This is a genomic window from Acidovorax sp. sif0632, assembly GCF_019218805.1.
GTDB lineage: Bacteria > Pseudomonadota > Gammaproteobacteria > Burkholderiales > Burkholderiaceae_C > Acidovorax > Acidovorax facilis.
Map to the genome: position 1 here is coordinate 1 of NZ_JAHUWW010000002.1, position 23,996 is coordinate 23,996.

21 protein-coding genes are annotated in these 23,996 nt (G+C 65.0%); 9 read left to right on the top strand and 12 right to left on the bottom strand.

All coding sequences use genetic code 11. The features are described from left to right. Positions 1-885: 885 nt before the first annotated feature. From KW832_RS05060 to KW832_RS05070, 3 genes are all read right to left on the bottom strand, one after another. Complete coding sequence (locus tag KW832_RS05060) at positions 886-1,179, bottom strand: DUF4148 domain-containing protein (RefSeq protein WP_121506618.1); 294 nt, start codon at positions 1,177-1,179, stop codon at positions 886-888. A gap of 324 nt (positions 1,180-1,503) precedes the next feature. Further along, positions 1,504-2,886, bottom strand: a complete 1,383-nt coding sequence (locus tag KW832_RS05065) for an AI-2E family transporter (protein ID WP_370628629.1) — start codon at positions 2,884-2,886, stop codon at positions 1,504-1,506. A 165-nt stretch (positions 2,887-3,051) separates the two neighbouring features. Continuing rightward, a complete protein-coding gene (locus tag KW832_RS05070) occupies positions 3,052-4,287 on the bottom strand; it encodes a spherulation-specific family 4 protein (protein ID WP_218299118.1) in 1,236 nt (411 codons plus the stop codon). A 142-nt stretch (positions 4,288-4,429) separates the two neighbouring features. On the opposite strand from KW832_RS05070, the gene KW832_RS05075 reads away from it, so the two are divergent. Next, positions 4,430-5,167, top strand: a complete 738-nt coding sequence (locus tag KW832_RS05075) for a hypothetical protein (protein WP_228899943.1) — start codon at positions 4,430-4,432, stop codon at positions 5,165-5,167. Beyond that, positions 5,164-5,760: a FlgO family outer membrane protein gene (locus KW832_RS05080; RefSeq protein WP_304505073.1), complete on the top strand. Its 597-nt coding sequence runs from the start codon at positions 5,164-5,166 to the stop codon at positions 5,758-5,760. The genes KW832_RS05075 and KW832_RS05080 overlap by 4 nt, the downstream gene beginning before the upstream one ends. 258 nt (positions 5,761-6,018) lie before the next feature. On the opposite strand, the gene flhC is transcribed toward KW832_RS05080, so the two are convergent. The 5 genes from flhC to KW832_RS05105 form a co-directional block, all read right to left on the bottom strand. Continuing rightward, on the bottom strand, positions 6,019-6,579 hold the full coding sequence (flhC, locus tag KW832_RS05085; RefSeq protein WP_010459839.1) for a flagellar transcriptional regulator FlhC: 561 nt from the start codon (positions 6,577-6,579) through the stop codon (positions 6,019-6,021). A 48-nt stretch (positions 6,580-6,627) separates the two neighbouring features. Further along, entirely contained in the window at positions 6,628-6,954 is a 327-nt protein-coding gene (gene flhD, locus KW832_RS05090; RefSeq protein WP_055400499.1) for a flagellar transcriptional regulator FlhD, read from the bottom strand. 316 nt (positions 6,955-7,270) lie between these two features. Continuing rightward, the gene (locus KW832_RS05095; protein ID WP_218299119.1) at positions 7,271-8,173 is read right to left on the bottom strand and encodes a sulfurtransferase; all 903 of its coding nucleotides are present in this window, start codon (positions 8,171-8,173) and stop codon (positions 7,271-7,273) included. Between the two features lie 91 nt (positions 8,174-8,264). Next, positions 8,265-9,176: a DMT family transporter gene (locus tag KW832_RS05100; protein WP_121419317.1), complete on the bottom strand. Its 912-nt coding sequence runs from the start codon at positions 9,174-9,176 to the stop codon at positions 8,265-8,267. Positions 9,177-9,498: 322 nt separating this feature from the next. Beyond that, on the bottom strand, positions 9,499-10,629 hold the full coding sequence (locus KW832_RS05105) for an aromatic ring-hydroxylating dioxygenase subunit alpha (RefSeq protein WP_121419318.1): 1,131 nt from the start codon (positions 10,627-10,629) through the stop codon (positions 9,499-9,501). A gap of 277 nt (positions 10,630-10,906) precedes the next feature. On the opposite strand from KW832_RS05105, the gene KW832_RS05110 reads away from it, so the two are divergent. From KW832_RS05110 to KW832_RS05125, 4 genes are all read left to right on the top strand, one after another. Next, positions 10,907-11,149: an exodeoxyribonuclease VII small subunit gene (locus tag KW832_RS05110; RefSeq protein WP_055400508.1), complete on the top strand. Its 243-nt coding sequence runs from the start codon at positions 10,907-10,909 to the stop codon at positions 11,147-11,149. Next, on the top strand, positions 11,146-12,111 hold the full coding sequence (locus KW832_RS05115; RefSeq protein ID WP_121507187.1) for a polyprenyl synthetase family protein: 966 nt from the start codon (positions 11,146-11,148) through the stop codon (positions 12,109-12,111). The genes KW832_RS05110 and KW832_RS05115 overlap by 4 nt, the downstream gene beginning before the upstream one ends. A 115-nt stretch (positions 12,112-12,226) precedes the next feature. Continuing rightward, positions 12,227-14,131, top strand: a complete 1,905-nt coding sequence (dxs, locus tag KW832_RS05120) for a 1-deoxy-D-xylulose-5-phosphate synthase (protein WP_121419320.1) — start codon at positions 12,227-12,229, stop codon at positions 14,129-14,131. A gap of 232 nt (positions 14,132-14,363) precedes the next feature. Then, the gene (locus tag KW832_RS05125; RefSeq protein WP_121419321.1) at positions 14,364-15,446 is read left to right on the top strand and encodes a TRAP transporter substrate-binding protein; all 1,083 of its coding nucleotides are present in this window, start codon (positions 14,364-14,366) and stop codon (positions 15,444-15,446) included. Positions 15,447-15,947: 501 nt separating this feature from the next. On the opposite strand, the gene KW832_RS05130 is transcribed toward KW832_RS05125, so the two are convergent. The 3 genes from KW832_RS05130 to KW832_RS05140 all read right to left on the bottom strand — a co-directional run bounded on the left by KW832_RS05130 (position 15,948) and on the right by KW832_RS05140 (position 19,664). Next, complete coding sequence (locus KW832_RS05130) at positions 15,948-17,720, bottom strand: TRAP transporter large permease subunit (protein ID WP_218299120.1); 1,773 nt, start codon at positions 17,718-17,720, stop codon at positions 15,948-15,950. A 14-nt stretch (positions 17,721-17,734) separates the two neighbouring features. Then, entirely contained in the window at positions 17,735-18,355 is a 621-nt protein-coding gene (locus tag KW832_RS05135) for a TRAP transporter small permease subunit (RefSeq protein WP_218299121.1), read from the bottom strand. Between the two features lie 181 nt (positions 18,356-18,536). Beyond that, a complete protein-coding gene (locus KW832_RS05140) occupies positions 18,537-19,664 on the bottom strand; it encodes a substrate-binding domain-containing protein (protein WP_218299122.1) in 1,128 nt (375 codons plus the stop codon). Between the two features lie 64 nt (positions 19,665-19,728). On the opposite strand from KW832_RS05140, the gene KW832_RS05145 reads away from it, so the two are divergent. The 3 genes from KW832_RS05145 to KW832_RS05155 all read left to right on the top strand — a co-directional run bounded on the left by KW832_RS05145 (position 19,729) and on the right by KW832_RS05155 (position 22,108). Beyond that, positions 19,729-20,466 (top strand): ABC transporter permease, encoded by a 738-nt coding sequence (locus KW832_RS05145; RefSeq protein ID WP_218299123.1) that lies wholly within the window; start codon positions 19,729-19,731, stop codon positions 20,464-20,466. Then, positions 20,463-21,191 carry a phosphate ABC transporter ATP-binding protein gene (locus KW832_RS05150; protein WP_370628630.1) on the top strand — a complete coding sequence of 243 codons (729 nt, stop codon included), beginning with the start codon at positions 20,463-20,465 and terminating at the stop codon, positions 21,189-21,191. The genes KW832_RS05145 and KW832_RS05150 overlap by 4 nt, the downstream gene beginning before the upstream one ends. An 80-nt stretch (positions 21,192-21,271) precedes the next feature. Beyond that, positions 21,272-22,108, top strand: coding sequence for an extracellular solute-binding protein (locus KW832_RS05155; RefSeq protein ID WP_218299724.1), 837 nt, complete (start codon positions 21,272-21,274; stop codon positions 22,106-22,108). 177 nt (positions 22,109-22,285) lie between these two features. Here the strand turns inward: KW832_RS05155 and KW832_RS05160 are convergent, their stop codons facing one another. After that, on the bottom strand, positions 22,286-23,983 hold the full coding sequence (locus tag KW832_RS05160) for an AarF/ABC1/UbiB kinase family protein (protein WP_055399923.1): 1,698 nt from the start codon (positions 23,981-23,983) through the stop codon (positions 22,286-22,288). Between the last annotated feature and the right edge of the window lie 13 nt (positions 23,984-23,996).

A 23,996-nucleotide genomic window follows, 5' to 3' on the forward strand; every position in this document is an offset into this window, starting at 1 on the left:
TGCAGGGCTATCAACATGGCTTCACTCCCCGGGTGGATTGCAAGGACTCTATCAACTCCTTTAGAACCGCTCGCGCCATGAAGAGTGGATAGCGTTTGGAGTCTATGCAATCGTCCGGGATGCGACACATAGGTACATCCCGGGGCGCCGATCGGTCATGGCATAGGGCGAGTTTCTGCGCTTGACCATGCGTTTTGTTCCTTTTGCCCGTAGTGCGTGTCGCCCGCAATCGTGCACAAGCTGCCAGCAGTTGCTCAAACCAGCGTTTGCGCCGTATCGGCTGCTGTGGGGAAACGCTTCAGACTGTGGGAGCGTTTGGCGCAATAGCTGCACATGGGCGGAGGAGCTTTGCTGTGCATGCGGTATCTGCGGCCTTGCTGCCAGTTGGTGCAGCAGCCAGCGCACGCAGTAGTGCGCCAGCACCCAGCAGCTATCGGAAACTCCTAAATTGATAGCTGCTAGCGCTCGTCTATCAAAAGCTAGCGGCCAATTTGGTCTAAAAAATGCCAAGGCAAGCAGGCTCCATCCCCTGCTGGCTCTGACCCTCGTCTTTGCCGGTGCAACCTCCCACGCCATCAGCCTCCCCGGCATTCCCCCGGCCAGCCACAACCACCCACACCTGCTGGGCGACGGCCTGACCAGCTACCGCTACGACAGCGAAGATTGCCTGGAAAGCACCAGAAACCGACGGGTCAGGTTGAAGAGTTTCCGAGGCATTCCAACACCAACAAAAAGGGCTCCCAAGGGGAGCCCAGTTTGCTTGGCCAGCGCAGGAGTGTTTGTCTAAAACACCTCCCATGGCAGCGCCACCCGCAAATGCAAAGTGCCACCACCATGGGAAGTCCCGCAACTGCTTTAACCAAACTCAAGCAGTTGGTCTGCCAATTACATGGCGCTGAATTCGCCGTGGGGGATCTGGCCGGTGCGCAGGGCTTCCGCAGCCTGGGCACGCACGGCAGCGCGGTCAGCGGTGGAGGTGTAGGTCACCACACGCGAACCAGCAGGTTCCTGGCTGCGGGTCTGGGCGACGGTTGCGGCTTCAGCGGCCACTTCAGCGCGGGTGCGGTTCGTTTCGAACTTCAGGGCGAATTGCGAGCTGTCGGCTTCGTCAGCATGGGCGCCAAAAGAAGCGAAAGCGGCAACAGCAGCGACGGAGAGGAAACGGGCGGTCTTGTTCATGATGAAAATCCTTGAAGGTTAAAAAGCGTCTCAAAAAAGCCGGGTCAAAAACCATTCCTGAACCGGGTTCGGTGAGTCGCCTTGCGGGTTCGGCTCATCGATGGGATGAACTGTACGCCGATGGTGTTCACGGAAAAACTACCTGGTCGCGAACTAACTGTTCCAGTATTGGAAACAATCTTTGAGGCCGCCTTGACCTCCTGGGCCACGCCGGTGCGCCGTGATGGCGAGCGATATTGGTGGAATGGGTGAGGTGGGGGCTGAGATGACATCGCCCCGCAGCGTGGCGGGGGGCATCTGCCGGTTTGCGGCAGATGCCCTATATCAATCCCCCAGCAATTCGCCCACGGCCTTCAGGTCTTCGACCCGGTCGCACACGGCCTTCACGGCCATCATCACCGGGATGCCCAGCAGCAGGCCCCACAGGCCCCACAGCCAGCCCCAGGCGAGCACGCTGACGAACACGGCCACGGGGCTCATGCTGCTGGTGCGGCTGGTGAGCCAGGGGGTCAGCAGGTTGCCCACCAGGGTGTGGATGACCAGCGATGCACCGCCGATGGCCAGGGCCATGTCCAGGGTGCCGAACTGCAGGAAGGCCACCAGGGCCGATGCGCCGGTGACCAGGGCGGAGCCGATGTAGGGGGCGAGGTTGAGCACCCCGGCCGCCACACCCCACACGGCGGCGTTCTCCAGGCCCAGGGCCCAGTAGGCAAGGCCTGTGGCCACGCCCACCAGCACGCTGGTGAACACCTGCACCATCAGGTAGCGCTGGATCTGGTTGGTGATGTCTTCCAGCACGTGGATGGTGACCTTGCGCCGCTCCAGGCTGGTGCCCGCGATGCGCAGCAGCTTGTTGCGAAACAGGTTGCCCGATGCCAGCGCAAAGTAGGTAAGGAACACCACCACCGTGAGCTGCCCCAGCGCGGACATGAGCCCCATGGTGCCGCTCCACAGGTAGTCGCGGATGTTGAAGGGCGGGCGCTCTACCACCACGCGCTGCACGCCGCGCCGGGGGGGGCTGGCGGTGGCGCTGTTTTCGTTGGCGGCCTGTTCGATCTGCGTGGCGGCCTTTTGCATGGTGTCGAGCGGGCTGCTGGCGCCGGTGCGCGCCTTGAGGCTGTCGCGCACCTTCTTGGCGGCCACGGGCAGCGAGTCCACCAGTTGCGCGGCGCCGTCGCTCAGCGACCAGGCTGCGCTGGCCAGGCCCACCACGATGGCGATCAGCAGCACACCCGCCCCCAGCCAGCGGGGCACGTAGCAGCGCCGCAAGACCTCCACCACGGGCCGCAGTGCCGTGGTGAGCAGCAGGCTGAGCATGATGGGGATGAACACGGCGCTGGCCCAGTGCAGCAGGGCCACGCTGGCAAACAGCGCCAGCAGCGCGAGCGAGAGGTTGCGCACGTCCACGGGCATGTGGAGCATGAGCGGGCCGGGGAGGGATGCGGTGGTTGCGGGCGCGCCGCTTGGTGGTTGCGCAGGCGGTGGGGGGCTGTCGGGGGTTGGGCGGGATTGGGCGGGTGGGGCCGCTTCGTCCGCTTGGGCCATTTGGGCCATTTGGGCCATTTGGGCCATTTGGGCCACTGGTGCGGGGCCGTCCGCCGCAGGCGCGTGGGGGGGCAAGGTCGGGGCTGCGTCAGCTGCGGGGCTGTCTGGCTGTGGGGGCTCGGCAGCGGGGGCGGGTGGGGATGCAGGGGTGGGCTCGGTCATCATGCGCGGATTGTGATGGGACTCGGGCCTGCAGGGTTGTAGGTCGGGCTGACATGCAGCGTGTCGGCGGAGGGATGTGGCGGTTCGCACGCTCTGGCGGGTGGTTTGCCCGGCGACCCGCCAGCGGTGCCTTTGTGGCAGGGTTCGGCGCCCTGCCCGGTGGCATCAGCACAGCGGCAGCGGGCGCTTCTTGTTGAGTGCATCCACCGTGCCCAGCAGTTGCTGCCAGTAGGTGGGCAGTGACGACCACGAGGCGCCGATGGCCAGGTTGGTGGCATAGACCATGCCGGTGTTCAGGCGGGGCCGGTGGGCGTGCTTCACGGCGGCCTGCATGTCCGTGCAGGTGCTGGCGGTGTGGACCAGCATGGCCTGGGCGGTATTGTCCTTGGCGTAGACCCAGGTGCTGGCGGGCTGGGGGTCTGTGGCCTGGTAGGCGGCGGCATTGCCTGCGTAGGTGACCAGCGTGTCGGCCACACCCGCATAGGCCGCTACGGGGTAGGTGCCTGGGTTGCCGATCACGGTGGGTGCGTTGGGCGGCGTGGCGCCTTTGCTCATGCCCGAGGCCCGGGCCTTGGCGTAGTTGTAGACGTCCTGAAAGTACGCCAGCCGTGCGCTGTCGGTGGCCATGCCGTCCAGGAAGAAGCCGTCGAGCTGGTCGGGGTAGAGGCGGATGTAGTTGTCGATGGTGGCCTTCACGTCGGCCACCGAGCGCGACCCGCCGCTGCCCGAGGTGGCCACGTAGGCGACGACTTTGTTGGTAGTGCCCGCCACAGCCTTGAAGTCTTTGATGGCCGTGAGCAGGTCGTCGTCAACCTCGGAGTCCGCGGTCAGCACGCCGTCGCTGGCACTGGCCACGGCGGTGATCTGCACGTCCGGGTAGCTGGCTGCGCCGCTGGTGAGGGTGGCCCAGGGCGATGAGGTGCCGCTGGCGCTGAAATACGCGGGCACCAGCACCTGCAGGTTTTTGTGGGTGGGGCGCACGTAGTACGTGAGGCTGTCGCCCGCCGTGTTGGCGCTGCTGGTGGCCGTGGCGCTGACCTGGAAGGTGGCGCTGGGCGGCAGGCTGCTCACGGTGAGCGTGGTGCTGGCCACGCTGGCCACGGTGGTGGGCGCCACGGGGGAGAAGGTGGCGGCTGCGGAGGGGTTGACGGTAAAGGTGACCACCGTGCCGTTGGGGGCTGCGCCGCCGTTGACGGTAACGTCGGCCGCCAGCGGCTCGGATGCGCCGGGTTCGAGCACGTTCTCGGTGGGCTGCACGAAATGCAGCGTGACGGGCGCGCTCGCGGGTGGCGGTGGGGCTGTCGTGTTGTTGTCCTTGTCCGTGGCGCCGCCGCAGCCCGCCAGAGCCGCAGTGAGGGCCATCAATGACGCGAGGCGGTGGGTGCGGGTTGTGGTGAGCATGGTCTTCACGGAGGGTTGGTATGAATGGGTTGATTGTGAAGGCTTGCGCCAGCAGCTCCAAGGGCTGAAACGGCCGCTTTGGCCGGGAAAAACGGCCTTGTTGCGCCGATTACCGCAGGCGGTCGCCAGTACCATGGCCCACATGCCATCCTTCCTTCACCGCATTCCGGCCGCCGCAGCAGCCTTGCTGTGCGCAGCGCTGCTGGTCGGCTGCGGCACGCTGGACGTGCCGCGTGCCGACAACTACCCCGCCACCGGCCAGAAGAAAGCCCGCGCCGTGCACCACTGGGATGTGCTGGCGGGCGATGTGGCCGGGCGCGTGGCCGAAAAAATCGCATCCTGGCCCGAGGGCGAATACCCGCTGTACGTCACGGTGGCAGACAACTCCAGTTTCAACCAGAGCTTTCTCAAGTTGCTCAAGGTGCACCTGCTGAACCGGGGCGTGGCGGTGTCCACGGTGCCCACGGCGGTGGAGCTGGAGGTGCAGACGCAACTGGTGCAGCACGGGTCTGGCTCACCGCGCGGCTTGCCCGTGCCCATGGCCGGCACCATCATCGGCACTGGCGTGGGCGTGTGGCGCGACTGGGCGGTGCACTATTCCGACCGCACCCTGTTGCCGGGTGTGGCCACGGCCCTGGGCGTGGGGGCAGGGGTGGCGCTGGACATGGCCCAGCTCTACACCCAGGGCGCCGCCGCAGGCGGACCCACGCGCACCGAGGTGCTGATCACATCCACGCTCAAGTCGCGCGACCGGTACCTGGCCGGAACGGCCGATCTGTATTACATCGAGGGGGCCGATGCAGTGCTGTATCAGCCCGAGCGGCCGCCCGCGCCTGCACCGATGACGCCCGTCAAGACCTGGCGGGTGGTGGCGCCATGAAGGGCTTGTGGACGCCGCAACAAGTTCCCCGGGGCGCACGCGCCGCCAGCTGGTGGGCGGCTGCCGCCCTTGCGCTGGCGGGCCTGCAGGGCTGCGAGACCACCAACCCCATGCACAGCTACTACTACGGTGACCGGGCGGGCGGAATATCGCGCTCCAACCTCATCGAGCTGAATGAACGCGCCACCGATGCGCTGCTGCAGACCGCACCGCTGGATGCCAACCAGCCCGTGCTGGTGGCCACGCTGGTCAATGTGGACCGGCTCACTGAATCGTCGCGGCTGGGCCGCATCTTCTCGGAGCAGATCGCGGGCCGCATGGTGCACCGGGGTCTGAAGGTGACCGAGGTGAAACTGCGCGAGAACCTGCTACTGCAGCGCGACCAGGGTGAGCTGCTGCTGTCGCGCGAGGTGCGCGAGGTGAGCCAGTCGCAGAACGCGCAGGCCGTGGTAGTGGGCACGTATGCGGTCTCCACGTCGGTGGTGTACATCAGCCTCAAGCTGGTGAACCCGGTGGGCAACACCGTGGTGGCGGCGCACAACTATGCCGTGCCAATGGATGAAAACGTGCGCGCGCTGTTGGCTGGGAGGTAGCAGGGCGCTCGCAGGCCTCAGCCGGATTTGATTAATTTGATAGCTGCTCGCGCTTGTTTTGTAAGCGCAAAGTGCCAATGTGACTTCGATTCTTGAATGCTCGACCCGACCGGGCGGGCCTTACGAACTGGCGCTGCCTTCCCCCTGCCAGGGATGCCAAGCAAGGGCCGCCCCGCAGCGAGGGCATCGTCCCCCTTCCCGAATCGCGTAGCGGTTCGAGAGAAGGGGGAAGCGGCAAAGCCGCTCAGGGGGATGTACTTAATGCAGCATCAGTGCGCCAGCCGTCTTGCTCTTGCCGGCGCGGGCGGGTGGATTGCACAGGCCGCAGGTGAAGTGGCGGTTCTCATACAGCTCGGTCACGAATTGGCCGCTGCACTGGCTGCACTTGGTGCGCGTCAGCATGCCGGCGTCCACAAATTTCACCAGGCGCCAGGCGCGCGTGAAGGAGAGCAGGGGTTCGATCTCGGCCGTGGCGACCTGCTCGTTGTACAGGCGGTAGGCTTTGGTCAGCAGCTCCACCGAATCCAGGTCCACGCCCTTGGACAGGTATTCGTAGATGTTCAGGAACAGCGAGCTGTGGATGTTCTCTTGCCAGGTCAGGAACCAGTCGGTGGAGAAGGGCAGCTGGCCTTTCGAGGGTGATTTGCCCGCGATCTCTTTGTACAGCCGGATCAGCCGTTCATACGACAGCGTGGTTTCCGATTCAAGCACCTGCATGCGGGCGCCCATCTGGATCAGCATGGCCGCGCGTTCGATCTGCTTGGATTCGTTCAGCACGCTCTTGGCGGGGGCTTTGGCAGCGGGTGCGTTGGTGGACATGGCGGGCTTTCGGTGGAGACTGGGGGAAGAGGGCTGCGGGCAAGTGCTTCAGAGCACTTCCGACACGCGGCTGGCCATCAGGATGTTGGCGTGCAGCGTGTTGGTGGCTTCGTTGCCCACCTTCTTGGCTGAGTGGTTGGTGAGCAAGCTCCACACCAGGTTGTCGTCCACGCGGAAGCTGCAAAGAAGCGTGTTGCGGGAGGCCAGTTTCATCACTTGCGCTGGCGACAGCGATGCCAGAATGTCGGCAGACTCTTCGTTCATGCCCAAGCGGAACACGGCTTCGGCCTTGTCCTGACGGATCAGGGTTTGGGCCAACATCAGGTAGGTGAGGTTGGCTTCGCGGATTTCAGCGAGGATTTGTTCGTTGGTCATGGCAGCTTCCTTTTTCCAGTACCGGGTCTTGCGTTGCCTGCTGATTGCAGGTTTTGCGTGATCCGTTGAAATGGATTGTGAAACCGCCCCAATCAGAAATTAAGTCGGGGTTTGGCTGTGCCGCGTGTCTGGTTCTGCGGTGGGCCGTGTAGGAATTTGCCCTACACGCACATCAGGTGCAGGCTGGCATTTCAGGCGATGGCCGCTGCTGTGGCAGTGGGCCCAGGCTGCCCACTTCTGTTCATGGTTTTGATAGCACCCTCAAAACCATCTTTTTTGCACTTTTACAACCTGCGCTGCCGTGCTGGACGCTGGATCAGCCTTTTTCGACCGGGCGCGTGGGGTCTGAACACCACTCGCTCCAGCTGCCGGCAAACAATGCCGTCTGGCCGAGGCCGGCTATCTCCATGCCCAGCAGATTGGGCACGGCGCTCACGCCGCTGCCGCACTGGTGCACCACGGTGGCGGGGTCACGGCCGCCCAGCAGCGCTTCAAATTCAGCGCGCAGCACGTCAGCAGGCTTGAAGCGGCCATCCGCGCCGATGTTTTCGGCAAAGGGGCGGTTCAGCGCGCCCGGAATGTGGCCGGCCACGGGGTCCAGCGGCTCCACCTCTCCCCGGTAGCGGGCACCTGCACGGGCGTCGATCACGGTCTGGCCGGGCTGCTGCAGGCGCGCAAGCACCTCGCTGGCCGTGGCCAGCTGGCGCAAGGGGGCACCCAGCTGGAAGTTGGTCTGGAAGTGCGCGGGCTCTTCGCCGCTGTTCACCGCCCCACCGGCGGCCTGCCAGGCTTGCAGCCCACGGTCGAGCACGGCCACGGCTTCATGCCCCGCCCACTTGAGCATCCACCACAGGCGGCCACAGTAGTTGGCGCCCTGGCGGTCGTACACCACGGCCTGCATGCCATTGGCAAAACCCACGCTGGATAGCCACATGGCAAAACGCTCGCGGCTGGGCAGGGGGTGGCGTCCACCGGATGCCGGCTGGTCGGCTTCCTGGGCGGTCAGCGTGCCGTGAGCGCCGGGGGCACCGTGTTTGGCGCTGAGGTCGTTGTCGAGGTTGGCGTACACCGCGCCGGGGATGTGCGCCTGCGCGTACTGCTGGGCACCGGCCGTGGGTTGCATCAGTTCGAAGCTGCAGTCAAACACCATCAGCGGAGCACCGCTGGCGATCAGGGATTGCAGGTCGGGGGCAGAGATGAGCGTGGTGTAGGTGGTCATCGGCAGAAAATGGGCAAAGTGACGGAGTGCGTCGAAAGGGGCTCCATTGTGGCCATCCCGGTGGGGCGTGTCGTATCTGTTTTTGTATCCGTCAGTGTTCTTCGGCAGGTGCCCCGGGCGCAGCCCGCGCGCGCAGGATGGTGGCCACGATGCCGCTGCCCACGATGAGGGCCATGCCGAACCAGCCGATGGGCGGGATCTTGTCGCCAAACAGCAGCACGCTGTAGACGGCGGCAAACACGATGCCCGAATACTGCAGGTTGGCCACCACCAGCGTGCCGCGCTGGGTCTTGGCGCTGGCGTAAGCCTTGGTCATGCACAGCTGGCCACCCGCAGCCAGCACACCGATGGGCAGCAGCCACAGCGCCTGCCAGCCCGGCCAGTCCGACACGCCGGTAAACAGCATGGCCCCTCCGCCCGCCACTGCAGAGCCCACGGCAAAGTAGAAAACGGTGCGCGATTCGGGCTCGCCCAGGCGCGACAGCGCCACCACCTGCATGTAGGCAAATGCGGCGGTCAGGCCGGACATCAGCCCGATCAGTCCGGCAAAGGCCTGGTTCTGGTCCAGGCTGGGGCGCAGCATCAGCACCACGCCCACGAATCCGGTGAGCACGGTGAGAATCAGCGGCCCTTGCAGGGCGGGCCGTGGAGATGCCGCAGAAGGGCGCCAGGCCAGCAGCGTGCCGCCGACCAGGAAGGCGGCGATCCACACGCTGCTCATGTAGTTGAGCGTCATGGCCGTGGCCAGCGGCAGGTGGGCAATGGCGTAGAACCAGGCGCCCAGCGACGCCACCCCCACCAGGCTGCGCCAGGCGTGCATGCCGGGGTATTGCGTGGCCAGCGTCACTTTTTGAGAGCGTGCCAGCAGCCACAGGATGGCCATGCCGATCAGGCCCCGGTAGCACACCAGTTCGGCCGAGTTGAAGAAGTCCGATGCGATCTTGACGCACACGCCCATGCTGGCAAACAAGAACGCGGCCAACACCATCCAGAGGGCTTGCATCGTGACGTGATCCTGTGAAAGGCCGCGCGCCGCACGTGGGGCATAGGATTGCACGGCTTGAAATAAAAATAGCTGCCAGCGCTTGCGGATCAAGCGGTGGCAGCTATTGTAATGAGAGCGGTCAGGGTAGTCGTCGCGAATGGATAGCGTTTACCTCGCTGTTCGAGACTTCACGGATCGACGGCACAGACTCAGGTTGGGGCCTCTCAAAACTGGCGGTGCTCAGGCCAGTGCCCCCGCGCGAGGGCCGCCAAGCCGCGGATGCGGCACTTCGCTTGCGTACGCCGGGGGGCGTCCCCCGTGGGGGAAGACGCGAAGTGGCTCAGGGGGGGCTTCCCATGACCTGGCGGTACCACTCGTGGAAGTGCTGCATGCCATCTTCCATGGGGCTCTGGTAGGGGCCGACTTCGTTGTCGCCGCGCGCCAGCAGGGCCTTGCGGCCTGCGTCCATGCGCTCGCCGATTTCGTCGTCCTCGATGCAGGTCTCCATGTAGGCGGCCTTTTGCGCCTCGACGAATTCGCGCTCGAAGGCAGCGATCTCCTCGGGGTAGTAAAACTCCACCATGTTCAGCGTCTTGGTGGGGCTGATGGGGTGTAGCGTGGACACGGTGAGCACATGCGGGTACCACTCGATCATGATGTGCGGGTACAGCGTGAGCCAGATGGCGCCGTACTTCGGCGGCTTGCCTTCGCGGTAGTCCAGCAGCGCCTTGTGCCAGCGCTCGTACACCGGGCTGCCGGCCTTGCCCAGGCGGTTGGCCACACCCACGGTTTGTACCGAGTAGTTCTTGCCGAACTCCCAGCGCAGGTCGTCACACGTCACAAAGCTGCCCAGGCCTGGGTGGAAGGGGCCGACGTGGTAGTCCTCCAGATAGACCTCGATGAAGGTCTTCCAGTTGTAGTTGCACTCGTGCAGCTCCACATGGTCGAGCACGTAGCCGTCAAAGTCCAGGTCGGCACGCGGGCCCATCTGGGCCAGGTCGGCGGCCACGTCGTAGCCGTTGTCTTCAAACAGCAGGCCGTTCCACTCGCGCAGCTTGTAGTTGTTGAGGTTCAGGCACGGGTCATGCGCAAAGTGGGGTGCGCCCAGCAGTTCGCCCTGGGGGTTGTACGTCCAGCGGTGCAATGGGCACACGATATTGCCGCCCGCGCTGCCCTTTTGCTGGGTGTTCAGCGAGCCTTTGCCCTTGAGCATGACGGCCTGGCGGTGGCGGCATACGTTGGAGACCAGCTCAATGCCGCCTTGGGCGTTGCGCACCAAGGCGCGGCCCTCGCCCTCCTGGGGCAGTGCGTAGTAGTCGCCCGTGTTGGGCACCGCCAATTGGTGCCCCACATAGCGGGGCCCGCGCTGGAAGATGGTGTCCAGCTCGCGCTGGAACAGCGCATCGTCAAAGTAGCTTGAAACTGGTAGTTGGCTTGCGGCCTGCTGCAGTTGAAGACTTAAATCAGACATGGGTGACCTGACCTAAAGACTCCCCACAGGGAGAAAGTGCGGGAGGTGCGCCGGGGAATGCGCATCTGGAAAAAAGGAAACCGGCTAGGGTGGCTAGCCGGCTCGACTGGAATGGGATTATAGGCGGTGGGGTTATTCCCGCACCCCCGCTACGTGAATAGAAAACATCGCTTTCTGAAAATAGAGCGGCGTCACGCATCGGACCGCGTCTGACACGAAGGGCGTACCGGTGCGCCTAAAATCATCGGTTTTTCACCCGCGCTCTGCCGCCCCCTCCATGCCCAAGGCCCCCGCAACCCCCGCTCCTCCCGCCGAACCTGCCAGCTACGAGGCGGCCCTGGAAGAGCTGGAGCAACTCGTGGCCCGCATCGAGTCGGGCCAGTTGCCGCTGGACCAGATGCTGGCCGGCTACCAGCGCGGCGCCACGTTGCTGGCGTTTTGCCGCCAGCGGCTCGAAGCCGTGCAGGACCAGATCAAGGTGCTGGATGAAGGGCAACTGCAACCATGGAACCAGGAATGAGCGCGGTGCCAATGAATTTCGAGAGCCAGCCGCTGGACATGAACCTCTGGAGCCAGAACCACCTGGCCCGGGTGGAGCAGGCCCTGTCGCAATGGGTGGGCGATGGCGCACCTGCCGGGCTGGGCGACGCCATGCGCTATGCCGTGCTCGATGGTGGCAAGCGGCTGCGGCCCCTGCTGGTGCTGGCGGCCTATGAGGCGGTCTGCAGTGGCGCACCGGCCTCTGCGGTGGTTGACGATGCCGCGCTGCGCGCTGGCCTGGACGAGGCGGCCCTGCGGGCCGCGTGCGCGGTGGAACTCATTCACGCCTACTCGCTGGTGCACGACGACATGCCCTGCATGGACAACGACGTGCTGCGCCGTGGCAAGCCCACCGTGCACGTGCAGTTTGGCGAGGCCCAGGCGCTGTTGGCGGGCGATGCCTTGCAGGCCTTTGCATTTGAGCTGCTCACGCCCGACAACACCCTCATCCCCGCCGCCACGCAGGCCACGCTGTGCAGGCTGCTGGCGCGGGCCGCCGGCTCGGCCGGCATGGCGGGCGGGCAGGCCATCGACCTGGCCAGCGTGGGTGTGGCGTTGACCGAAGACCAGTTGCGCCAGATGCACCGGCTCAAGACCGGCGCGCTGCTGCAGGGCAGTGTGCTCATGGGGGCGGCGTGCGGCCACGCCGTGGGCGCGGCCTACCAGGCGCTGTCCGACTACGGGGCCGCCATGGGCCTAGCGTTCCAGGTGGTGGATGACATCCTGGACGTGGTGGCCGATTCCGCCACGCTGGGCAAGACGGCCGGCAAGGATGCTGCGGCCGACAAGCCTACCTATGTGTCTTTGCTGGGGCTAGCGCGGGCGCAGGCCTATGCCCAGGAACTGCTGGCCGAGGCCCATGCGGCCCTGGCCCGCAGTGGCCTGCCCGATAGCCGCGCGCTGGCGGCCCTGGCGGACATGGTGGTGCGCCGCTCGCACTGAGCCTGGCCCGATGATCCGTGCTGCACCCTGTTCATGCCCGTTGCAGTGAAATCAATGCCAAATTGGCCTCCAGCGCTTTCCTTTAAAGCGCTGGCAGCTATGAAAAGAATAGTAAATGTCCACGATGTCCTTTCCCCTGCTGCAGACCATCAATGACCCGGCCGACCTGCGCCAGCTTTCGCGCGCAGATCTCAAGGCCCTGGCGACCGAGTTGCGCGGGTTCGTGATCGAAAGTGTTGCGCGCACGGGCGGACACCTCAGCTCCAACCTGGGCACGGTGGAACTGACGATCGCGCTGCACCATGTCTTCAACACCCCTGAAGACCGCCTGGTGTGGGACGTGGGCCACCAGACCTATCCGCACAAGATCCTGACCGGCCGCCGCGACCGCATGCACACGCTGCGCCAGTTGGGCGGTATCTCGGGCTTTCCGCAGCGGGCCGAGAGCATTTACGACACCTTTGGCACGGCGCATTCGAGCACCAGCATCTCGGCCGCGCTGGGCATGGCGCTGGCCGCCAAGCGCAAGGGCGAAAACCGCCACGCCGTGGCGATCATCGGCGATGGCGCCATGAGTGCGGGCATGGCGTTTGAGGCACTGAACAACGGCGGTGTGGCCGATGCCAACCTGCTTGTGGTGCTGAACGACAACGACATGAGCATCAGCCCGCCTGTGGGCGCGCTCAATCGCTACCTCGCTCAGCTCATGAGCGGGCAGTTTTACGCGGCTGCCAAGAACGTGGGCAAGACCGTGCTGCGGCCCGTGCCGCCCTTGCTGGAGCTGGCCAAGCGCTTTGAGCAGCAGGCCAAGGGCATGGTGGTGCCTGCCACGCTGTTCGAGAAGTTCGGCTTCAACTACATCGGCCCCATTGATGGGCATGACCTCGATTCGCTGATCCCCACGCTGGAGAACATCAAGGGCCTCAAAGGCCCGCAGTTCCTGCACGTGGTCACCAAAAAAGGCCAGGGCTACAAGCTGGCCGAGGCCGACCCCGTGGCCTACCATGGCCCCGGCAAGTTCGACCCCTCCGTGGGCCTCACCAAGCCCGCCACGCCGCCCAAGCAGACGTTCACGCAGGTGTTTGGCCAGTGGCTGTGCGACATGGCCGCACACGACTCTCGCCTGGTGGGCATCACGCCCGCCATGCGCGAGGGCTCGGGCATGGTGGAGTTTGAAAAACGTTTCCCGGACCGTTACTACGACGTGGGCATTGCCGAGCAGCATGCCGTAACCTTTGCCGCCGGCATGGCCTGCGAAGGTGTCAAGCCGGTGGTGGCGATTTACTCCACCTTCTTGCAGCGCGGTTATGACCAGCTGATCCACGACGTGGCCCTGCAAAACCTGCCCGTGGTGTTTGCGCTGGACCGCGCGGGCCTGGTAGGCGCCGACGGTGCCACGCATGCAGGCGCGTACGACATCCCGTTTGTGCGCTGTATTCCCAACATGAGCATGGCCTGCCCCGCTGACGAGCGCGAATGCCGCCAACTGCTCAGCAGCGCCTTCGAGCAGGACCACCCCGTGGCCGTGCGTTACCCGCGTGGCAGCGGTGCTGGTGTGGCACCACTGGCGGCGTTGGATGGCCTGCCTTTTGGCAAAGGCGAGATCCGTCGCGAGCGCCAGGGCACCGATGCCAAGGCGCCGCGCATCGCGATCCTGTCGTTTGGCACGTTGCTGTACCCCGCGCTGGAAGCGGCCGAGGCTCTGGACGCCACGGTGGTCAACATGCGCTGGGCCAAACCCATCGACGAGGCCTTGTTGCGCGAGGTGGCCGAGCGCCACGATGCACTGGTCACGCTGGAAGAGGGCGCGATCATGGGCGGTGCGGGCAGCGCCGTGACCGAGGCGCTCCACAGCATGGGCATCGTGCGGCCCGTGCTGCAGCTGGGCCTGCCGGACGTGTTCATCGAGCATGGCGACCCGGCCAAGCTGCTTGCGTTGCAAGGGCTCGATGCCGAGGGAATCCGCCTTGCGATCGAGCGGCGGTTTTTGCCCGCGCTGCAGTCTGTGCGGGCTGCCTGATCTGCCAGGGTGGTCTGCCGCAGTCCCGTTTTGCAGCGGGGTGTGTGCGGCTGTCCCCAAGATGCTTGCAGAAGCCTGAAGCCATGTGCAAGGGCCAGGATTTTCGCGGGAAAACCCGCAAAAGTCTGAGGGGGCATGTTTCTACAATGAACCCGGCTCAAACAAGTCCTTGACGGCGCCGTGCACAACGCGTGCGCCCAAGTTTCGCAATCACTATATCGGAGAGAACCTCATGGATCGTCGTTCAATCATCAAGCAGGCTGGCATCGCTGGCGTGCTGGCTGCAGGCGTTGCGCCTGCTGTCCACGCCCAGGCTGCCATTCGTTGGCGTCTGGCTTCCAGCTTCCCCAAGTCGCTGGACACCATCTATGGCGGCGCTGATGTGTTCTCCAAGGCCGTCAAGGCCATGTCGGGTGGCAAGTTTGAAATCTCCGTGCACGCTGGTGGCGAGCTGATGCCCCCCTTTGGCGTGATGGACGGCGTGCAGCAGGGCACCGTGGAGATGTGCCACACCGTGCCTTACTACTTCTACGGCAAGAACCCCGCCTTCGCGCTGGGTTCGGCGGTGCCCTTCGGCTTCAATGCCCGCCAGATGAATGCCTGGATGCTGCATGGCAATGGCCGCAAGCTGATGAACGAGTTCTACGCGAACTACAACGCCATCAGCTTCGCTGGCGGCAACACCGGCACCCAGATGGGTGGCTGGTTCCGCAAGGAGATCAAGTCGCCGGATGATTTCAAGGGCATGAAGATGCGCTTGGGCGGTGGTCTGGTCGGTGAAGTGATGCAAAAGCTGGGCGCTGTGCCCCAGAGCATCCCTGGCGGCGAAATCTACCAGGCCCTCGAAAAGGGCACGCTGGACGCTGCTGAATGGGTGGGTCCGTACGACGACCAGAAGCTGGGCTTCAACAAGGTGGCTCCGTTCTACTACTACCCCGGCTGGTGGGAAGGTGGCCCGGAAGTGGACTTCTTCGTCAACCAGAAGGCCTTCGACGGCCTGTCTGCCGAGAACAAGGCCATCATCGAAGCCGCAACCAACGTGGCCCACATCGACATGCTGGCCAAGTACGATGCGCTGAACCCCACGGCCCTCAAGCAACTGGTGGCTGCCAAGACCAAGGTGCTGCCGTTCTCGCAAGCCGTGATGGACGCTTCGTTCAAGGCCTCCATGGAAGTCTTCGCTGCCAACGACGCTAAGAGCCCCGAGTGGAAGAAGATCTACGCCGACATGCGCGCATTCCAGCGCGATCAGGTGCTCTGGTTCCGTTTTGCCGAAGCCCGCTACGACTCGTTCATGTCTTCGCAGAAGCTCTGATCCCGAGTGGCTCTGGAGTGGCGGCGCAAGCTGCCATTCCAAGGTCTGCAAAACCCGTCCACTTTTGGGCGGGTTTTTTTTTCGTCCCGGTATTCTGCGAGGCGGCACCTTGTTGTGGCCATGCGGCCCCCTCAACCGCAGGAACGTGGGCGAGGTCCCAAGCCCCCAAGCCCAGCCCGACCAGACTGCTTGACTCTCGATGCCTTGGAGCGCGCGGCCGGTGTCTGTTTCCTGCTGAAGCCTCTCGATTCGTGAAGAGGCTTCCTTGGGGCAGCTCGCCGCCAAGAATGAGGGTGGCAGGGGATCCAGGGGCTCGTCTGCTTGCGCGCTATGCCAGAGTCGATGCTCCACCGCTACCTCCATGATCCATGGCGCACCGGACCCCCTCCGCGTCAGCTCCATAAAAAAACCTCCGCAGAGGTTTCCCATCTGCGGAGGTCTGAGGACCAGGGCGCGGGGCCCGGGTCAGACTGAATCACGGTCGTCTTGCAAGCAGTGTGCTCACTTCTTGTCGGTGGACATGGAGTCTTGCAGTGCCTTCAGGGGGTCGTCTGCTGCAGGAGCAGGCGCGGGGTCCGCAGCGCCGGCCATGCCGGCAGTCGGGTCGGCCGCTCCGGCGCTAGCGTCGGGCATGGTCGCTTCCATTTCCATGCGGACCTTGTCGAGGTCATAGACCTCGGCCTTGTCCAAGCCGCTGGAGACGATGCCCGGGAAGACAATGATCAGGCCCACCATCAGCAGCTGGATGCACAGGAACGGGATGGCACCCCAGTAGATCTGCGGTGTGGTGACCGGGGCAATCATCTTCTTGGTGACCTTGTCCATGTACTCCTTGGCCGGAGCCACGCTGCGCAGGTAGAACAGCGCAAAGCCGAACGGCGGGTGCATGAACGAGGTCTGCATGTTCACGGCCAGCAGCACGCCAAACCAGATCAGGTCAATCCCCAGCTTGTCGGCCACGGGGGCCAGCAGGGGCACGACGATGAAGGACAGTTCAAAGAAGTCCAGGAAGAACGCCAGGAAGAACACCATGACGTTCACGACGATCAGGAAGCCCAGCTGGCCCCCTGGCAAGCCGGTCATCAGGTGCTCCACCCACAGCGGGCCGTCCACGCCCTGGAAGGTCAGGCCGAATATCGTGGCACCGATCAGGATGAACACCACAAAACACGACAGCTTGGTGGTGGTGGTGACAGCCTGGCGCAGCAGCGACATCGTGAGGCGGCCGCGGAGGACGGCCATGATGCCGGCGCCCAGTGCGCCCATGGCGCCGCCTTCGGTGGGGGTTGCAACGCCCAGGAAGATGGTGCCCAGCACCAGGAAGATCAGCAGCAGCGGAGGGATCAGCACGAAGGTCACGCGTTCTGCTGCCCGCGAGAGCAGGCCCATCCGGGTGATCTTGTTGATGCTGGCAGCCACGAAGGCCAGTGCCACGCCAAAACACATGGACACCACGATGGTTTCGTCCAGCGCCACGCGGTCCACGGCTTCACCGGACCACCAGGTGTGCAGGGCAGGCATGTTCTTGGCCACATAGATGGATGCCGCCACGCAGATGCCGGTCAGCACCAGCAGCGAGGTCACACCGCTCTTGCCGTTGTCGTCGCGCAGCGTGCGCGCTTCGGGCGGGATGGCCGGCACCCACTGGGGCTTGAAGATGGCCAGCAGAATCACGTAGAGCGCATAGAAGCCGGTGAGCATCAGGCCGGGCACGAAGGCGCCCTTGTACATGTCGCCCACGCTGCGGCCCATCTGGTCGGCAATGATGATGAGCACCAGAGAGGGGGGAATGATCTGCGCCAGCGTGCCGGAGGCTGCGATCACCCCCGCCGCGAGTCGCCGGTCGTAGCCATAGCGCAGCATGATGGGCAGCGAGATCAGGCCCATCGAGATTACCGATGCAGCCACCACGCCCGTGGTGGCTGCCAGCAGCGCACCCACGAAGATCACGGCCAGTGCCAGGCCGCCACGGATGGGGCCGAACAGCTGTCCGATGGTGTCGAGCAGGTCCTCCGCCATCCCGCTTCGCTCCAATATGAGCCCCATGAGCGTGAAGAACGGAATGGCCAGCAAGGTGTCGTTCTGCATGATGCCGAAGATGCGCAGCGGCACGGCTTGCAGCAGGGCTTCGGGCAGCACGTTCAATTCAATGCCGATGAAGGCGAAGAACAGTCCGCAGGCGCCCAGGCTGAAGGCGACCGGGAAGCCCACCAGCAAAAAGCAGATGAGCCCCGCGAACATGATGGGGGCGAGGTTATGGGCGAGAAATTCCATGGTGTGTGCTCCGCTCAGGCGGCCTCGCTCTTGTTCTTGCCGTTGCCCTTGGCGGCTTCGGCCAGGTTGCGGATGGATTCGGCCAGTTCTTCTTCAGCCGTTTTTTCAATCTTCTTGACCGTGGGGTCTTCGATGAGGCCCTGCAGGAACCCCAGGCGCTTGATGAGTTCGGAGATGCCTTGCAACCACAGCAGGGTGAAGCCCAGCGGCATCATCAGGTACACAGGCCAACGGATCAGCCCGCCAGCGTTGTTCGACATTTCGCCCGACGCGAGGGCGCGGGTGAAGAAGGGAATGCCATACCAGAGCACCGCCAGGCACATGGGCGTGAGGAAGACGATGTAGCCGAACACGTCGATCCAGATCTGGGTGCGCTTGGAAAAGCGGCTGGAGATCACGTCCACCTTCACGTGTTCGCCCTGGAGCAGCGTGTATCCGGCGGCCAGCAGGAACGACGCAGCAAACAGGTACCACTGGATTTCCAGAAAACCGTTGGAGCTGATGTTGAACGCTTTGCGGACCACGGCGTTCACACCGCTGATGACTGTGGAGGCCAGGATGAGCCAGACCACATATTTACCGACCTGGGTGTTAAGCCAGTCGATCCCCCTTGATAACTTCAGTAGAGCCTGCATGGTGTCTCCAATAAAAAGGCTTTGCGTGTGATATGCCGACCCACGCGCCGGTAAGCGCAACGATTCGACAAACTTTTACAACGGCGCGATTCTACGGAGCACTGTAGGCCCAGGCTGACGGCAGCGTGACGGTGTTATCCCGCAGCCGGTATTCATTCTGTAGCTATAAAAAAAGTAGCAATTAGGGTTTCTTCCTAGGCTCGGAAGTGCGCTTTTTGCGGGTGAACTGCCACCACGGCAGCACCGTGTTCATGGCCTGCACCTCGCCGCACTGCCAGGGGCTGTAGCCCGGCAAGGTGGCCATCTGGGCCAGCCATGCGGGGGTTTGCAGCAAGTTGCGCAGGGCCAGCGTGGCGGGTTGGTCCAGGCTGGCTTTCAGGCAGGCCAGGTGGTAGCGCTCGTGCACCAGCGGCACAAAATCCAGCCCACGCGCCCGGGCTGCCACTTCAATACCCATGCCCACATCGGCCGCACCCGCAGCCACAGCCTGGGCAATGGCGGTGTGAGACGGTTCGTTGAGCGCATAGCCTCGAATGGCCTGGGCCTCCACGCCAGCCTGGACCAGCAGGTCGTCGAGCAGCACGCGGGTGCCAGTGCCCAGTGGCCGGTTGAGAAATCGGGCGCTGGTGCGGGCCACGTCGGCCAGACTGCCCAGCCCAAGCGGGTTGCCCGGTACCACGATGAGGCCCTGGGTGCGCTGGGCAAAGCCGATGATCTTGTGCAACCCGGGCTGCAGCAGGGGCTTGTAGGTGCGCGCAGTCAATGAATCGGCTGCGGGGTGCTCCACCGTGTGAAAACCCGCCAGCGTGCAACGCCCCTCATTCAGCGCACGGATCGCATCCACACTGCCGGTGAAGCGGATATCGAGGTGTAGCGCGCCCGCATCGGCCTGCGCGGCGGCGTGGGTGCGCAGCGCCACCAGCGCATCGTCATGGCTGGCGTACAGGGTGAGTACGTGGGCGTTGGGGTCAAAGGCCACGGCAAACGCGCGCTCCAGGTCGGCATGCAGCGCGGCGATCTGCGGGGCCAGCCGCGCCTGGGCCTGGCGCTCGGCCCACAGCAGCTTGGTGCCGAACTCGCTGAGCTGCGCCGACTGCCCCTTGCCCCAGATGATCAGCTCGCCGCCCAATTGCTCCTCCCAGCGCTTGAGGGCGCCCCAGACATGGCGGTAGGACAGGTCCAGCGCGCGCGCCGCGCCCGAGATGGAGCCCTGCTCGGCCACGGCCTGCAGCAGTTCGGGCAGTGGGTTGCGGATCAGCGCATTGCCTGCATCGCGGCTGAGCGTGTAGTGAAGTTGGACCCTATGCACGGACGTTCATATCGCTGGATATTGGTGAGGTGCCTACGATAGCTGAACCCGATCACAAGGCCCCATGTCCACCCTCACCGAAAGCGCGAGCACAGCGCTGCAACTCACCCTCTCCTCCGACCCCGTCCTGTGGACCATCGTGGGCCGCTCCTTGTCCGTCAGCGCCACCGCATGCCTGATCGCCTGTGGCGTGGGCCTGGTGCTGGGCGCCTGGCTCGGCGTCGCCCGCTTTGCCGGGCGCGGTGCCGTGCTGGCGGTACTCAACACCTTGCTGGCGGTACCGTCGGTGGTGGTGGGGCTCGTGGTGTACCTGGTGCTCTCGCGCAGCGGGCCGCTGGGTGCGCTGGGCTGGCTGTTCAGCTTCAAGGCCATGGTGCTGGCGCAGGCCATTTTGGTGCTGCCGGTGGTCACTGCGCTGACGCGGCAGGCGGTGGAAGACGCCGAGCGCGCGCATGGCGAGCAGTTGCGGTCGATGGGCGCGGGCCCGCTGCTGCGCGCCCTGCTGTTGGCCTGGGACGAGCGCTATGCGCTGCTCACGGTGCTGCTGGCCTCGTTTGGCCGTGCGATCTCCGAGGTGGGTGCGGTGATGATCGTGGGCGGCAACATCGACGGCTTCACGCGCGTGATGACCACCGCCATTGCGCTGGAGACCAGCAAGGGCGACCTGCCCCTGGCGCTGGCGCTGGGCATCATCCTGCTGGCCGTGGTGCTGGCGCTCAACGTGCTGATCGCGCTGGTGCGCCGCTGGCGCGAACGGGTGGATGGCTCTGCGTCTAGCACGCCGGTGGGGGTGGCCGCGTGAACGCGCCGTTGGCCCCTTCGTGGGCGGATCTGCGCCAGGTGTCCGTGCGCTACGGCCGCGTGCAGGCGCTGGACCAGGTCTCGCTCTGCATCACGCCCGGCGAGCGCGTGGCACTGGTGGGCGCCAATGGCAGTGGCAAAAGCACGCTGCTGCGCGTGCTGCACGGCTTGGCGGATGCGGCGGGCGGAGGCTTTCAGTGCGATGCCACCTTGCAGCAGGCCATGCTGTTCCAGCGCCCGCACATGCTGCGCACCAGCGCGCAGAACAACGTGGCGCTGGCGCTGTGGCTGCGCGGCAAGCGCTGGCGCGATGCGCGGCTGCAGGCCCTCACCGCACTGCAGCGCGTGGGCCTGCAGGGCATCGCCGCGCAGAACGCCCGCACCCTGTCGGGCGGGCAGCAGCAGCGTGTGGCGCTGGCCCGCGCCTGGGCGCTGCGGCCCGATGTGCTGCTGCTGGACGAACCCACCGCCAGCCTCGATCCCCATGCCAAGCGCGAGGTTGAGGCCCTGATGGCTGACTTTGCCGCCAGCCACAGCGCAGCAGGCCCGGCCCACCCCGTGACCATGGTCTTCAGCAGCCACAACCTGGGCCAGGTCAAGCGTCTGGCCAGCCGCGTGATCTACCTGGAGCACGGCCGCCTGGTGGCCGACCTGCCCGTGCACGACTTTTTCAACGGCCCCTTGCCGGAGGCCGCCCGTCTGTTTGTCAAAGGAGAACTGGTATGACAAGAATTGACCCCCACGCTCCCCACTTCGTGGGGTCGCTGCCTCCCCAGGGGGCTTTTTCATCGTGGGGCGGCCCGGCGATGAAAAACTTCAAGCCTTTTTATGGCCTAGCGCTTATCCATAAAGCGCTAGCAGCTATCATATTTGTAGTATCCGGCCCCGTGTTTGCGCAGAGCATCACCATGGCGTCCACCACCTCCACGGAGCAGTCCGGGCTGTTCGGCTACCTGATGTCTGAATTCAAGAAGGCCAGTGGCCTGGACGTGAAAGTGGTGGCGCTGGGCACCGGCCAGGCGCTCGATATGGCGCGCCGGGGCGACGCCGACGTGCTGTTTGTGCACGACCAGGTGGCCGAAGAAAAGTTTGTGGCCGACGGCTGGGGCGTGAAGCGCTACCCCGTGATGTACAACGACTTCATTCTGATCGGCCCCAAGAACGACCCGGTGGGCACCCAGGGCAAAGACATCGTGCAGGCGCTGCAGAAGCTGTCTGCCGCCAATGGCAACTTCATCTCGCGCGGCGACAAGAGCGGCACGCACGCGGCCGAGCTGCGCTACTGGAAGCTCGCGGGCGCCGACGCCGCAAATACCTCAAAAGGCAGCGGCTACAAGGAGTGTGGCTGCGGCATGGGCCCTGCGCTCAACATTGCGGCATCGAGCGGCGCCTATGTGCTGGCCGACCGTGGCACCTGGCTCAACTTCAAGAACCGCGCCGACCTGGCCGTGTTGGTCGAAGGTGACACCAAGCTTTTCAACCAGTACGGCGTGATGGTCGTGAACCCCGCCAAGCATCCCCATGTGAAGGCGCAGGATGCGCAGAAGTTTGTGGACTGGGTGGTGTCGCCCGCAGGCCAGGCGGCCATTGCGGGCTACAAGATAGGCGGCGAACAGCTGTTTTTCCCGAACGCGGGCAGGTAAATCCCCCTGAGTCGCTTCGCGCCTTCCCCCAAAGGGGGACGCCAGCGGTGGCCCGGCAAGGCCGGTTCCTCGGCATCGGCTTTGGTCGCGCCAGTTTCCTGGCGGCGGGGAGAAGGGCTGCCGCCTCAGCGCCGTAGATCGGGTTGGCCCAAAGGGCTTAACCCGACAGCTGCATGCTCAGTCATCGTCGCGGTGGTGGCTGCTGCGCCAGATGGCGCGCACCAGCCACAGGCCACACACCACGGCACCAAAGAACCCCAGGAAGCCAAACGCTGGCAGGCCAAACAGCGTAGGCCCACCCTTCACGGTCATCACGATGGACGAGCCAATGATGAGCGCTGCAATTACCAGCGCCATCGCCAGCCGGTTGGCCGACCGGTCGATCTGGTCGCCCACGCGCTTGAGGTGGGCCAGCTCGATGCCCACCTGCAGGTGCCCGCGCCGCGCATTGCGCAGCAGCCGCCCGATGTCGTCCGGCAACTGCTCCACCGTAGCCAGTGCACGCCGCAGGGTGCTCCACGCGCGCCCGGCGAGCACCTTGGGCTCGTAGCGCTCGCGCACCACCTGCTTGAGCAGCGGCAGCGCTTCGCTGGCCATATGGAAGTCCGGATCCAGGTTGCGGCCCATGCCTTCGAGCGAGATGAAGGCCTTGATGAGCAGCGCCAGGTCGGACGGCAGGCCCAGGTGGTGCTCGCGCAGGATGGCGGTCACATCCGCCAGCATCTGTCCCAGGCTCAGCTGCGCCAGCGGCACGCCGTGGTACTGGTCCACAAAGGCCTCGATCTCGGTTTCGAGCTGGCCCAGGTTCAAGCCCTGCGCGTCGCCCGTCCAGTCCAGCAGCACGTCGGCCACGGCCTGGGGCTGGTGTTCGACCAGGCCCAGCAGCAGTTGCAGTAGCTCGTCGCGCCGGCGCTGCGACAGGCGGCCCACCATGCCGAAGTCGATGAAGGCAATGCGGTTGCCGGGCAGGTAGAACACGTTACCGGGGTGCGGATCGGCGTGGAAAACGCCGTCCTTGACGATCATCTGCAGCACCGCCTGCGCGCCGCGTTGCGCCAGCACGGTGCGGTCAAAGCCTGCCTCGGGCGTCAGCGCCGCGAGTGCGCCGCCGGGTGTGCCGTCGATGAAGTCCTGCACGTTGATGCGCTCGCGGGTGTAGGCCCAGTGCACGCGCGGGATCACGATGTGGGGCAGTGCGGCCATGTTGGTGGCAATGCGCTCGGCCTGGCGGCATTCTCCCGCCAGGTCCAGCTCGCGTCGCAGTGAGCGCGCGAACTCGCGCACCAGTTGCTGGGGCCGGTAGGGCTTGAGTGCGGGCAGCTCGGCCTCGGCCAGCGCGGCCAGGCGTTGCAGCAGGCGCAGGTCGGCCTGGATGGTGTCCGCAATGCCGGGGCGGCGGATCTTGACGATGACTTCGCTGCCGTCCTGCAGCCGAGCGCGGTGCACTTGCGCAATCGATGCGGCGGCCAGCGGCGTGGTGTCAAACCAGGCAAAAACGGCTTCGGGTTCGGCGCCCAGGTCTTCGCGCAATTGCGGGCGCAGCGCATCGATGGGCACAGCGGGCACCTGGCTGTGCAGTTTCTCGAATTCTGCAATCCACTCCGGGCCAAACAGGTCGGCCCGGCCCGCGAGGATCTGGCCAAACTTGACGAACGCGGGGCCCAGCTCTTCGAGTGCCAGCCGCACCTGCACGGGCGGCTCCACGCGGGCCAGGTCTGCTGCGTGGGTCCAGTTCAGTGCCTGGCCCGCGCGCTCCAGCCGGTCTGCCAGGCCCAGGCGGCGCACGGTGTCGCCAAACCCGTGGCGCACCATCACGCCCAGGATTTCCTTCAGGCGCCCCAGGTCGCGGGCAGTGTCCAGGGTCTCGATCAGCATGGGGCGATGATAG

Bases quoted from the DNA above. Each gene is read 5' to 3' on its own strand.
- KW832_RS05060 (WP_121506618.1), bottom strand. From the start codon at position 1,179: ATGAACAAGACCGCCCGTTTCCTCTCCGTCGCTGCTGTTGCCGCTTTC.
- KW832_RS05065 (WP_370628629.1), bottom strand. From the start codon at position 2,886: ATGACCGAGCCCACCCCTGCATCCCCACCCGCCCCCGCTGCCGAGCCC.
- KW832_RS05070 (WP_218299118.1), bottom strand. From the start codon at position 4,287: ATGCTCACCACAACCCGCACCCACCGCCTCGCGTCATTGATGGCCCTC.
- KW832_RS05075 (WP_228899943.1), top strand. From the start codon at position 4,430: ATGCCATCCTTCCTTCACCGCATTCCGGCCGCCGCAGCAGCCTTGCTG.
- KW832_RS05080 (WP_304505073.1), top strand. From the start codon at position 5,164: ATGAAGGGCTTGTGGACGCCGCAACAAGTTCCCCGGGGCGCACGCGCC.
- flhC (WP_010459839.1), bottom strand. From the start codon at position 6,579: ATGTCCACCAACGCACCCGCTGCCAAAGCCCCCGCCAAGAGCGTGCTG.
- flhD (WP_055400499.1), bottom strand. From the start codon at position 6,954: ATGACCAACGAACAAATCCTCGCTGAAATCCGCGAAGCCAACCTCACC.
- KW832_RS05095 (WP_218299119.1), bottom strand. From the start codon at position 8,173: ATGACCACCTACACCACGCTCATCTCTGCCCCCGACCTGCAATCCCTG.
- KW832_RS05100 (WP_121419317.1), bottom strand. From the start codon at position 9,176: ATGCAAGCCCTCTGGATGGTGTTGGCCGCGTTCTTGTTTGCCAGCATG.
- KW832_RS05105 (WP_121419318.1), bottom strand. From the start codon at position 10,629: ATGTCTGATTTAAGTCTTCAACTGCAGCAGGCCGCAAGCCAACTACCA.
- KW832_RS05110 (WP_055400508.1), top strand. From the start codon at position 10,907: ATGCCCAAGGCCCCCGCAACCCCCGCTCCTCCCGCCGAACCTGCCAGC.
- KW832_RS05115 (WP_121507187.1), top strand. From the start codon at position 11,146: ATGAGCGCGGTGCCAATGAATTTCGAGAGCCAGCCGCTGGACATGAAC.
- dxs (WP_121419320.1), top strand. From the start codon at position 12,227: ATGTCCACGATGTCCTTTCCCCTGCTGCAGACCATCAATGACCCGGCC.
- KW832_RS05125 (WP_121419321.1), top strand. From the start codon at position 14,364: ATGGATCGTCGTTCAATCATCAAGCAGGCTGGCATCGCTGGCGTGCTG.
- KW832_RS05130 (WP_218299120.1), bottom strand. From the start codon at position 17,720: ATGGAATTTCTCGCCCATAACCTCGCCCCCATCATGTTCGCGGGGCTC.
- KW832_RS05135 (WP_218299121.1), bottom strand. From the start codon at position 18,355: ATGCAGGCTCTACTGAAGTTATCAAGGGGGATCGACTGGCTTAACACC.
- KW832_RS05145 (WP_218299123.1), top strand. From the start codon at position 19,729: ATGTCCACCCTCACCGAAAGCGCGAGCACAGCGCTGCAACTCACCCTC.
- KW832_RS05155 (WP_218299724.1), top strand. From the start codon at position 21,272: ATGAAAAACTTCAAGCCTTTTTATGGCCTAGCGCTTATCCATAAAGCG.
- KW832_RS05160 (WP_055399923.1), bottom strand. From the start codon at position 23,983: ATGCTGATCGAGACCCTGGACACTGCCCGCGACCTGGGGCGCCTGAAG.